Annotated in this window: 9 protein-coding genes; all 9 read right to left on the bottom strand. The window is 64.8% G+C overall.

Going from position 1 to position 11,734, the window contains the following annotated elements; all coding sequences use genetic code 11:
- Positions 1–105: 105 nt before the first annotated feature.
- The 9 genes from JVX91_RS13585 to mtnA all read right to left on the bottom strand — a co-directional run bounded on the left by JVX91_RS13585 (position 106) and on the right by mtnA (position 11,720).
- Entirely contained in the window at positions 106–342 is a 237-nt protein-coding gene (locus tag JVX91_RS13585) for a hypothetical protein (protein ID WP_205339701.1), read from the bottom strand.
- Complete coding sequence (locus JVX91_RS13580; RefSeq protein ID WP_240201738.1) at positions 332–1,141, bottom strand: ABC transporter permease; 810 nt, start codon at positions 1,139–1,141, stop codon at positions 332–334. The genes JVX91_RS13585 and JVX91_RS13580 overlap by 11 nt, the downstream gene beginning before the upstream one ends.
- 174 nt (positions 1,142–1,315) lie before the next feature.
- Positions 1,316–2,005, bottom strand: coding sequence for a (d)CMP kinase (gene cmk / locus JVX91_RS13575; protein ID WP_205339700.1), 690 nt, complete (start codon positions 2,003–2,005; stop codon positions 1,316–1,318).
- Entirely contained in the window at positions 2,005–4,230 is a 2,226-nt protein-coding gene (locus JVX91_RS13570; protein ID WP_205339699.1) for a bifunctional prephenate dehydrogenase/3-phosphoshikimate 1-carboxyvinyltransferase, read from the bottom strand. Before JVX91_RS13570 ends, cmk begins: the two co-directional genes overlap by 1 nt.
- Positions 4,223–5,335 (bottom strand): histidinol-phosphate transaminase, encoded by a 1,113-nt coding sequence (gene hisC / locus JVX91_RS13565; RefSeq protein ID WP_205339698.1) that lies wholly within the window; start codon positions 5,333–5,335, stop codon positions 4,223–4,225. The genes JVX91_RS13570 and hisC overlap by 8 nt, the downstream gene beginning before the upstream one ends.
- Before the next feature lie 88 nt (positions 5,336–5,423).
- The gene (gene pheA, locus JVX91_RS13560) at positions 5,424–6,521 is read right to left on the bottom strand and encodes a prephenate dehydratase (RefSeq protein WP_054907219.1); all 1,098 of its coding nucleotides are present in this window, start codon (positions 6,519–6,521) and stop codon (positions 5,424–5,426) included.
- Positions 6,521–7,606 (bottom strand): 3-phosphoserine/phosphohydroxythreonine transaminase, encoded by a 1,086-nt coding sequence (serC, locus tag JVX91_RS13555; protein WP_205339697.1) that lies wholly within the window; start codon positions 7,604–7,606, stop codon positions 6,521–6,523. Before serC ends, pheA begins: the two co-directional genes overlap by 1 nt.
- Positions 7,607–7,620: 14 nt before the next feature.
- Positions 7,621–10,410, bottom strand: a complete 2,790-nt coding sequence (gene gyrA, locus JVX91_RS13550) for a DNA gyrase subunit A (RefSeq protein ID WP_205339696.1) — start codon at positions 10,408–10,410, stop codon at positions 7,621–7,623.
- A 233-nt stretch (positions 10,411–10,643) separates the two neighbouring features.
- Positions 10,644–11,720: an S-methyl-5-thioribose-1-phosphate isomerase gene (gene mtnA, locus JVX91_RS13545; RefSeq protein ID WP_205339695.1), complete on the bottom strand. Its 1,077-nt coding sequence runs from the start codon at positions 11,718–11,720 to the stop codon at positions 10,644–10,646.
- Positions 11,721–11,734 lie beyond the last annotated feature (14 nt).

The raw sequence follows: 11,734 nt of genomic DNA, 5'->3' as shown, positions 1-11,734 counted from the left end.
CTTGAAATAGCAAAAAACCGCGTCCCCACCGAAGGGGCAGGGGGCGTAGCATTTGAATCTTTCAACGCCACTTCCAGCAACACATCTAGTCGACGACGGAATTGACTAGAGTTGAAGGAAGATAAAATACGCTTCCTGGCATTTGCGCCCATTCGCTCCCGAACTTTGGGGGCGCTTAGTCTCGGAAATGACACCGGAGCGCATGAGGATCGCCCCCAGGCGTCCGCCGATACGCACCTGCAAATCGATGGCACGTGCGATCTCCTGGGCGCTGGCGAGTTCCTTGGCAATCAGCCGCTGACCGAGAAGGTCGGACGGTGCCGTCTGCGTCTCAAAGGACATCCGCGAATCCACTCTTGACGCGCAGGAAGAGGGACACGCCGAGCAGGGCGATCAACGCCGAAATGAGGGTGTAGGACCAGATCTGCGATTCCGGAGGAAGCGGCGATCCGAACAGGACGCTTCGCACCGTTTCCACCGGAATCGTCAGCGGATTCAGCAGCAGAAAATCGCGTGCCTCGGGAGGCAGGGAAGTCAGTGGATACAGCACCGGACTGAGGAACAGCAGCAGGACCAGCAGAAATTGCACGATCTGGCCGACGTCACGGAAGTAAGCCCCCAGGGCGGCGACGCCACACGCCAGGCCAACCACGCAGATGAGGAAAGGCAAAAGTGCCAGCGGCAACAGGAGGGCATTCCAACCCGGCGCCGGCCCCAACAGGAACATTGCCAGCAGCAGTATCAGGTACCCCACCACGGTATTGGTCAGCGCGGCGAGAACGACCGAGAGAGGCAGCGTTTCCAGCGGAAAGACCAGCTTCTTCACATAGTTGCTGTGCTGGTGAACGACGCCGGAGGCTCGCCCCAGGCAGTCGGCGAGGAGACTGTTGAGCAGGAGCCCGGAGAACAGCGTGAGGGCAAATGCGGTGGTGCTCTGATCACCACCCCAGCGGGCCTTGAGGATGTGACCGAAGACGAAGGTATAGACCAGCAGCATCAGGAGGGGGGCGAGGAACACCCATACGCTGCCAAGCAAGGTGCCATGGTAGCGGGAGGCGACGTCGCGACGCGCCAGCGAAAGGATCAGACCGGACCGATCGCGGAATGCATCGAGCCAGGTAGGAAGGAAACGTGTTAGCAAGCAACCCCCGACCGAACTAGGCGGCCAATCTAAGGGCTGCCAGAAATACTAGGACGGGTATGGTGCTCGTGAGCGGGAGGGATGAATGCAGGATGCTTCCGCATCCTCGGAAAGCAATTTCCGAGTGCTCCGCCGAGCGATCCGCGATTCAGCGAACCGCCCGGTGAAGGGCGATCAGTCGGTGAAGCCCAGGCGCACGACTTCCGTGTGGATTACCTCCAGCACCTCGTCGATCGACATGCTGGTGGAGTCCAGCACGATCGCACCATTTGCCGGCTTCAACGGCGCTACCGCACGCTGGCTGTCACGCTCGTCGCGGGTGCGAATCTCCTCGGCCAACTGGGCCTGGTCGCTGTCGATACCTTTGCCTTTCAACTGCAGGTAACGGCGACGGGCGCGCTCTTCGGCGGAGGCGGTAAGGAAGATTTTCAGCGGTGCGCTGGGAAAGACCACGGTGCCCATGTCGCGACCGTCGGCCACCAGGCCAGGCGCTTCGAGGAATGCGCGCTGGCGTTGCAGCAGCGCATCGCGCACCGCCGGTAGCGCGGCGACTTGCGAGGCACCGGCACCAACCTGTTCGGTGCGGATCACATCGGTGACATCATCGCCTTCGAGGATGATGTGCTGGCCTTGCCCACCCTTGGCGTGGGTGAACTGCACGTCCAGGTGCGCGGCCAGGACCTTGAGGGCTTCCTCGTTGGTCAGGTCGATGCCGTGGTTGCCGGCGGCGAACGCCAGCAGGCGATACAGCGCACCCGAGTCCAGCAGGTTCCAGCCCAAACGCTTGGCCAGCAAGCCGGCGACAGTGCCTTTACCGGAGCCGCTGGGGCCGTCGATGGCGACGACCGGCCATTCGCCGTTCATCAGTTTTTCTCCTCGGCGACGCGAATGCCCGCGCCGGACGCCAACCCGAGGAAGTTCGGGAAGGAGGTCGCGACGTTGGCGCAGTCGTGGATGCGGATAGGCGCGCCAGCGCGCAGGGACGCCACGCTGAAGGACATGGCGATACGGTGGTCGCCGTGGCTCCAGACTTCGCCGCCGCCGTAGCTGCCGCCGTCGATGATGATGCCGTCCGGGGTCGGCTCGCACTTCACGCCCAGCGCCAGCAGGCCGTCGGCCATGACCTGGATGCGATCGGACTCCTTCACCCGCAGTTCTTCCGCGCCACGCAGCACGGTGCGACCTTCGGCGTTGGCGGCAGCGACGAAGAGCACCGGAAACTCATCGATGGCCAGCGGCACCAGGTCTTCGGGGATGTCGATGCCTTTCAGCTGGGCCGAACGAACACGGATGTCCGCGACCGGCTCGCCGCCCACTTCACGCTGGTTTTCCAGGGTGATATCGGCGCCCATCAGCTTGAGGATGTCGATGACTCCGGTGCGGGTCGGGTTGATGCCGACATGCTCCAGGGTCAGGTCGGAACCTTCGGCGATGCTCGCGGCAACCAGGAAGAAGGCGGCGGAGGAAATGTCGGCCGGGACTTCGATGGAGGTGGCGGTGAGCTTGTGGCCGGACTCGACGCGGGCGGTGGCGCCGTCGACGTCGACCGGGTAGCCGAAGCCGCGCAGCATGCGTTCGGTGTGGTCGCGAGTCGGAGCCGGCTCGGTGGTGGAGGTTTCACCAGCGGCATAGAGGCCGGCGAGCAGCAGGCAGGATTTCACCTGGGCGCTGGCCATGGGCATGTCGTAGTGCATGCCGGTCAGCTTCTGGCCGCCACGAATGGTCAGCGGCGGACGGCCCTCGGGACCGGTCTCGATCACGGCGCCCATCTCGCGCAGCGGCTTGGCGACGCGGTTCATCGGGCGCTTGGACAGCGAGGCATCACCGGTCAGGGTGGTGTCGAACGGCTGGGCGGCGAGCAGGCCACTGAGCAGGCGCATGGAGGTGCCGGAGTTGCCCAGGTAGATCGGGCCGGGAGGCGTCTTCAGGCCATGCAGGCCAACGCCGTGCACGGTCACGCGGCCGTGGTGCGGGCCTTCGATGACCACGCCCATGTCGCGGAACGCCTGGATGGTGGCGAGGGCGTCTTCACCCTCGAGGAAGCCTTGCACCTCGGTCGTGCCTTCGGCCAGCGAGCCGAGCATGATCGAGCGGTGGGAAATGGACTTGTCGCCCGGTACGCGAACACGTCCGGAGAGGCGGCCACCCGGCTGGGCCAGGAAAATCAGGTCATTGTTGTGCATGGCGTCCACATAGGCCCGGCGGGCCAGGATTTTGCTGAAGTGCTCGCGGGCAACCCGGGCGCGGGTGAAGACGCCCATCAGTTGTTGCCCGTCCCCATAGTCGACGGCCTCGCGCAGATCATCGAGGTCGTCACGGAATACATCGAGGATGCGCAGCACCGCCTCGCGGTTGGCGAGGAAGATGTCGTGCCACATCACCGGGTCGCTGCCGGCGATCCGCGTGAAGTCGCGGAAGCCACCAGCGGCATAACGGAAGATTTCCAGATTTTCGCTGCGTTTGGCCAGCGAGTCGACCAGCGTGAAGGCCAGCAGGTGCGGCAGGTGGCTGGTGGCGGCGAGGACTTCGTCGTGGTGCTCGACGTCCATCTGCTCGACATCCGCGCCCAGCTCGCGCCAGAGCGCTTCGATGCACTGGATCGCGTCCGCATCGGCATTATCCAGCGGTGTGAGGATGACTTTATGACGGCGGAACAGTTTCGCGTTGGCCGCCTCCACCCCGCTCTGCTCCGAGCCGGCGATGGGATGGCCGGGAACGAAGCGCGCCGGCATGCTGCCGAAGACGGCTTTCGCGGCGCGCACGACATTGCCCTTGGCGCTGCCCACGTCGGTGAGAATCGCATTGCCGATATCGAGGGTGGCGAGTTCGCCAAGGACTTTCTCCATGGCCAGGATCGGCACGGCGAGTTGGATCACGTCGGCCTCGCGGCAGCCAGCGGCGAGACTCTCCTCGCAGCGGTCGACCACGCCCAGCTCAACTGCCAGGCGGCGGGTCTGCGGATCGCGGTCGACGCCGACCACTTCCTCGAACAGCCCCTTCTCGCGGATGCCCTTGGCAAAGGAGCCGCCGATCAGGCCGAGCCCCACCACGACGAGGCGGCGGAGCTTGTGCGGCTGGACATCAGGCACGGGCGAGCACCTTGGCCAGCGCTTCGAGGAAGCGGGCGTTCTCGGCCGGCAGGCCGATGGAGATACGCAGGTGCTGCGGCATACCGTAGCCGCCCACCGGACGGACGATTACGCCTTCGGCGAGCAGAGCCTGGTAGATCGGACCAGCGTCGCGCTTGAGGTCCACGGCGATGAAGTTGCCCTTGGAGGGAATCCATTGCAAGTCGAGGGCACGCAGGCCGCTTTCCAGCTGGACCATGCCTTCGTCGTTGATGCGCTTGCCTTCGGCCAGGTACTGCGCGTCATCCAGTGCGGCACAAGCGGCGGCCAGGGCCAGGCTGTTGACGTTGAACGGCTGGCGCACGCGGTTGAGCACGTCGGCGACCTGCGCCGAGGAGATCGCGTAGCCCACGCGCAGTGACGCCAGGCCATAGGCCTTGGAGAAAGTGCGCGAGACCAGCAGGTTCGGGTAACGGGCCAGATATTTCAGGCCGTCGGGCAGTTCCTCGCCTTCGGCGTACTCGATGTAGGCCTCGTCGAGCACCACCAGGACGCTCTCCGGCACCTGCGATAGGAAGCGCTCCAGCGCATCCGGGCCGAACCAGGTACCGGTGGGGTTGTTCGGGTTGGCGATGAAGACCACGCGGGTGTTGCCGTCGATGGCCGCCAGCATGGCTTCCAGGTCATGCCCCCAGTCTTTCGCCGGCACGACCTTGCCCTGGGCACCAACAGCCTGGGTGGAGATCGGGTAGACGGCGAAGGCGTACTGGCTGAACACGGCGTTCAGGCCGGGCGCGAGGTAGGCGCGGGCAACCAGATCGAGGATGTCGTTGGAGCCGTTGCCCAGAGTGACCTGCGCGGTCTCGACGCCGCAACGGGCGGCCAGGCGGGACTTCAGCTCGAAGCCGTTGCCGTCGGGGTAGCGGGTCAGTTCGGCCAGTTCGGCGCGGATGGCGTCGAGGACCTTCGGGCTCGGGCCCAGCGGGTTCTCGTTGCTGGCCAGCTTGACGATGCCGGCGGGGTCGAGCTTCAGCTCGCGGGCCAGTTCATCGACCGGCTTGCCCGGCACATAGGGGGAAAGCTTCTGCACGCCCGGCTGGGCCAGGGCAAGGAAATCACACGACATCGCTAAAAGCCTCAAGCTATGGGCCGCAAGCCATCAACCATCCACCGGCGTACCGGCAGCTTGCGGCCCTGGCTTGCGGCTCGCGGTCTCAGAGGACCGCTTTGGGGTACGAGCCCAGCACCTTCAGGGCAACGGCTTCGCTGTTGATCTTTTCCAGCACGTCCTTGATCAGCGGGTCCTTGTGGTGGCCGACGAAGTCGATGAAGAACACGTAGGTCCACTTGCCGCTGCGCGACGGACGGGTCTCGATACGGGTCAGGTCGACACCGTTGCTGTGGAACGGCACCAGCAGTTCGTGCAGCGCACCCGGCTTGTTGCGCATGGAGACGATGATGGACGTCTTGTCGTCGCCGGTGGGCGGCACTTCCTGGTTGCCGATCATGAGGAAGCGCGTGGAGTTGTCCGGGCGGTCCTCGATCTTCTCGTGCAGCTTGTCCAGGCCATACAGGCTGGCCGCCATGTCGCCGGCGATGGCCGCACTGTTCCACTCGCTCTTCACCCGCTTGGCGGCGTCGGCGTTGCTGGAGACCGCCACGCGTTCGACGTTCGGATAGTGGGCGTCCAGCCACTTGCGGCACTGGGCCAGGGACTGGGCGTGGGAATAGATGCGGGTGATGTTGTTGGTCTTGGTGTTCTCGCCCACCAGCAGGTGGTGGTGGATACGCAGTTCCACCTCGCCACAGATCACCAGGTCGTGTTCGAGGAAGCTGTCGAGGGTGTGGTTGACCGCGCCCTCGGTGGAGTTTTCCACCGGCACCACGCCGAAGTTCACCGCACCGGCGGCAACTTCGCGGAACACTTCGTCGATGGCCGCCATCGGCGTGCTGATCACCGCATGACCGAAGTGCTTGAGCGCCGCGGCCTGGGTGAAGGTGCCTTCCGGGCCGAGGTAGGCCACTTTCAGCGGCTGCTCCAGGGCCAGGCAGGAGGACATGATCTCGCGGAACAGACGAGCGACTTCCTCGTTATCCAGCGGACCCTTGTTCAGCTCCATGATGTGCTTGAGCACCCAGGCCTCGCGCTCGGGCCGGTAGAACACCGGCTTCTCGCCTTCGGGCAGGGAGGCCAATTTCACGCGCGCCACGTCGGTGGCGCAGCGGGCGCGTTCGCTGATCAGCTCGAGGATCTTCTCGTCGAGGCTGTCGATGCGTACGCGCAAAGCCTTGAGCTGGTCAGCGTCGCTCATCAGCCGTGCTCCTTCTCGAACTCGGCCATGTAGCCAACCAGGGCTTCGATGGCGTCCAGGCCCAGGGCGTTATAGATGGAGGCACGCATGCCGCCCACCGAACGGTGGCCTTTGAGGTTGAGCAGGCCGCGCGCGTCGGCGCCTTCGAGGAAGGCCTTGTCGAGCTTCTCGTCGGCCAGGCGGAACGGCACGTTCATCCAGGAGCGGGCACTGGGCTGGATCGGGTTGGTGTAGAAGTCGCTGCTGTCGATGAAGCCGTACAGCATGTCCTTCTTGGCGCGGTTGCGCTGCTCCATGGCGTCGACACCGCCCTGCTCCTTCAGCCACTGGAAGACCAGGCCGGAGAGGTACCAGGAGTAGGTTGCCGGGGTGTTGTACATGGAGCCGTTATCGGCGGCGACCTTGTAGTTGAGCATGGTCGGGCAGATGCTGCGGGCGCGGCCCAGCAGGTCTTCGCGAACGATGACCACCACCAGGCCGGACGGGCCGATGTTCTTCTGCGCGCCGGCGTAGATCAGGCCGAATTTCGACACGTCGGTCGGGCGGGAGAGGATGTCCGAGGACATGTCCACCACCAGCGGGACGTCACCGACTTCCGGAATCCAGTCGAATTCCAGGCCGCCGATGGTCTCGTTGGACGCGTAGTGCAGGTACGCCGCGTCCTTGGACAGGTTCCACTCGTTCTGGCCGGGGATGGCGAAGTAGTCGTACTTGGATGCGCTGGCGGCGACGTTGACGTTGCCGTAGCGGCGAGCCTCTTCGATGGCCTTCTTCGACCAGATGCCGGTTTCCACGTAGTCCGCCACGCCGTCTTCGGGCAGCAGGTTCAGCGGAATCTCGGCGAACTGCTGGCTGGCGCCGCCCTGCAGGAACAGCACCTTGTAGTTCGACGGGATCGCCATCAGGTCGCGCAGGTCCTGCTCGGCCTTCTCGGCGATGGCCACGTAGTCATCGCTACGGTGGCTCATCTCCATGACCGACAGGCCCTTGCCCTGCCAATCCAGCAGTTCGGCGCGGGCGCGCTCCAGTACCTCGGTGGGAAGCGCCGCGGGACCGGCGCAGAAGTTAAAGGCTCGCTTGCTCACATCCACTCTCGCTATCAGTCTTCGCTGGCTTGCGGGGCTTCTTCAGCCGCGACTTCGCCTGCTTCTTGGTTCTCGTCCGCTACTTCACCTTCGACGATCTCGCCGTCGACGATCTCGCCTTCGATCTCTTCGCCTTCGACGACGGTCGGCTCCTGCACCCGCTCCAGGCCTACGACGGTTTCGTCGGCGGCCAGCTTGATGAGGATCACGCCCTGGGTGTTACGGCCAGCGCCGCGAACTTCGTCGACACGGGTACGCACCAGGGTGCCCTGGTCGGAGATCAGCATGATCTCCTCGCCGTCCAGCACCTGCACGGCGCCTACCAGGTTGCCGTTACGCTCGTTGATCACCATGGCGATCACGCCCTGGCCACCACGACCGCGACGCGGGTAGTCGGCCAGCGGGGTGCGCTTGCCGTAACCGCGCTCGGAGGCGCTGAGGATCTGCGCTTCGCGGCATTCGGGGATCAGCATGGAGATGATGCGCTGGCCCTCGGCCAGGCGCATGCCGCGCACGCCACGGGCGTTACGGCCCATGATGCGCACCTTGCTTTCCTTGAAGCGGATCACCTTGCCGGCGTCGGAGAACATCATCACGTCCTTCGAACCGTCGGTGATGGCGGCGGCGATCAGCGAGTCGCCCTCTTCCAGCTTCAGGGCGATCAGGCCGTTGGAGCGCGGCTTGGTGAACTGGATCAGCGGGGTCTTCTTCACGGTGCCTTTCATGGTGGCCATGAAGATGTACGCGCCGGTCGGCTCGTCCTGGCTGAAGTCGGCGTCGTCGCCCTCTTCGCCTTCTTCGGCTTCCACCACTTCGGCGACCTGCTCGGCGACCACGTCGTCATCGTCGCTCTCGTCACCGGCGAACTGGGCGCGCACGGCTTCCAGGTCGATCTGCAGCATCGCGGTGATGCGCTCGCCTTCGTCCAGCGGCAGCAGGTTCACCAGCGGACGGCCACGGGCGGTACGCGAGGCTTCCGGAATTTCGAAGGTGCGCAGCCAGTAGACCTTGCCCTTGCTGGAGAACAGCAGCAGGGTGGCGTGGCTGTTGGCGACCAGCAGGTGTTCGATGTAGTCCTCGTCCTTCACGCCACTGGCCGACTTGCCCTTGCCACCACGACGCTGCGCCTCATAGGCGGCCAGCGGCTGGGACTTGGCGTAGCCGCCGTGGGAGATGGTGACCACGCGCTCTTCTTCGGTGATCAGGTCGGCGATGGTCAGGTCCATCTGCGACGCGACGATCTCGGTGCGGCGGGCATCGCCGAACTCTGCCTTGACCTTCTCCAGCTCCTCGCGGATGACTTCCATCAGGCGCTCGGGATTGGTCAGGATGCGGATCAGCTCGCCGATCAGGGTGAGGATTTCCTGGTACTCGGACAGGAGCTTCTCGTGCTCCAGGCCGGTCAGGCGGTGCAGGCGCAGTTCCAGGATGGCCTGGGCCTGTTCCGGCGACAGGTAATACTTGCCTTCGCGCAGGCCGTACTGCTCGTCCAGGTCTTCCGGACGGCAGGAATCGGCGCCGGCGCGCTCGACCATGGCTTCCACGGCGCTGGATTCCCAGGCGGTGGCGATCAGGCGCTCCTTGGCCTCGGCCGGGGTCGGCGAGGTCTTGATCAGCTCAATCACCGGGTCGATGTTCGACAGGGCAACGGCCTGACCTTCGAGGATATGGCCGCGCTCGCGGGCCTTGCGCAGCTCGTAGACGGTCCGGCGAGTCACCACTTCACGGCGGTGGCGGACGAAGACCTCGAGCATGTCCTTGAGGTTCATCGTGCGCGGCTGGCCATCGACCAGGGCCACCACGTTGATGCCGAAGACGCTCTGCAGCTGGGTCTGGGCGTAGAGGTTGTTCAGCACGACCTCGCCCACTTCGCCACGGCGCAGCTCGATCACGACGCGCATGCCGTCCTTGTCGGATTCGTCGCGCAGCTCGGTGATGCCTTCGATCTTCTTCTCTTTCACCAGCTCGGCGATCTTCTCGATCAGGCGAGCCTTGTTCAGCTGGTAGGGCAGCTCGGTGATGATGATCTGCTGGCGGTTGCCGCCCTTCTCCATGTCCTCGATGGTCGCGCGAGCACGGATATAGATGCGGCCACGACCGGTGCGATAGGCCTCGATGATGCCCGCACGGCCGTTGATGATGCCCGCGGTCGGGAAGTCCGGGCCGGGGATGTACTGCATCAGGTCGTCGATGGACAGCTCGGGGTTGTCCATCAGCGCCAGGCAGCCGTCGATCACCTCGGTGAGGTTGTGCGGCGGGATGTTGGTCGCCATGCCCACGGCGATACCGCTGGAACCGTTGACCAGCAGGTTCGGGATCTTGGTCGGCATGACCGCCGGGATCTGCTCGGTGCCGTCGTAGTTGGGCACCCAGTCGACGGTTTCCTTGTCCAGGTCGGCCAACAGTTCGTGGGCCAGCTTGGACATGCGCACTTCGGTGTATCGCATGGCAGCGGCGTTGTCGCCGTCCACCGAACCGAAGTTGCCCTGGCCATCCACCAGCATGTAGCGCAGCGAGAAGGGCTGGGCCATACGGACGATGGTGTCGTACACCGCGGTGTCGCCGTGCGGGTGGTACTTACCGATCACGTCACCGACCACACGGGCGGATTTCTTGTAGGGCTTGTTCCAGTCGTTGCCCAGTTCGCTCATGGCGTACAGGACGCGGCGGTGCACGGGCTTCAAGCCATCGCGTGCATCGGGCAGGGCACGACCGACGATCACGCTCATGGCGTAATCGAGGTAGGACTGTCGGAGTTCGTCTTCGATGTTGACCGGGAGGATTTCTTTGGCCAGTTCGCCCATGAGAAGCCTGGTTCCTTTTTCAAATGGGTCTCCGTCATGCCCGTCCTGGGCCTGGCGGAGCGCGGTGAGCTATCAAAGCGCCACCGACTCTCTACAAATCAACGACTTGGCCGTTGATCCGCGATGCTGTGGGGGGCGAAAAAATGCCCCATCAAGAACCGTCGGAGCTTACCACAAGCCAGGGTCAAACCCTACCCTCGGCCAAGCCCCACGATGAATTGCCGCAGGCCCCGTCAATGCAGGCGCTTGCGGCTCATCAGCTGGGCCATGCGCTCGGTGTCCGGACGCTCGACGACGCCGCGCTCGGTCACGATGGCATCGATCAGGTCCGCCGGAGTCACATCGAACACCGGGTTGTAGGCATCGACGTCAGCCGCGATACGTTTGCCGCCGATTTCCAGGAGTTCGCGACCGTCGCGCTCCTCGATCGGGATGTCCTCGCCGCTTTCCAGCCCCATGTCGATGGTCGAACTGGGCGCCACCACCATGAAGCGCACACCGTGGTGCATGGCGTTCACCGCCAGCTGGTACGTGCCGATCTTGTTCGCCACGTCGCCGTTGGCAGTGATGCGGTCGGCGCCGACGATGACCCAGGTGATGCTTTCGGTCTTCATCAGGTGCGCGGCGGCGGCATCCGCGTTCAGGGTGACCGGCACGCCTTCGTTGGCCAGTTCCCAGGCGGTGAGGCGCGCGCCTTGCAGCCAGGGGCGGGTTTCGTCGGCGTAGACACGCTCGATCAGCCCTTCCAGGTGTGCCGCGCGCAGCACGCCCAGCGCGGTGCCGAAGCCGCCAGTGGCGAGGGCGCCGGTATTGCAGTGGGTGAGGATTTTCTGCGGGCCGCCGTGATGCTTGCGGATCAGGTCCACGCCCAGCTGGGCCATGGTCAGGTTCGCCTCGCGGTCGCTCTCGTGGATCGCCACGGCTTCGGCTTCCAGTACCGGCAGCGGGTCTTCGCCCGGCTTCAGGCGCTCCAGGCGGTCACGCATGCGGTTCAGCGCCCAGAACAGGTTGACCGCGGTGGGACGCGATTCGGCCAGCACGGTGAAGTCTTCTTCCAGCGCCGCGCGCCAGTCGCCACCAGCCGCCAGACGGGCGCGCAGCCCGAGTGCCAGGCCGTAGGCAGCGGCGATACCGATGGCCGGCGCACCGCGCACGACCATCTGGCGGATGGCCTCGGCCACGCCTTCGGCGGTTTCGTAGGACAGCCAGGTTTCCTCCAGCGGCAGCAGGCGCTGGTCCAGCAGTCGGAGTGTGCCCTTGCGCCAATCAATGGCCGTGACCCGTTCGGCCGCCAACAGTCGCTCACGCATGGAACACCTCTTCA

The organism is Pseudomonas sp. PDNC002, assembly GCF_016919445.1.
Taxonomy (GTDB): Bacteria; Pseudomonadota; Gammaproteobacteria; order Pseudomonadales; family Pseudomonadaceae; genus Pseudomonas.
The sequence above is the reverse complement of the archived record's forward strand: the minus strand, read 5'-3'. Positions and strand labels throughout refer to the sequence as shown.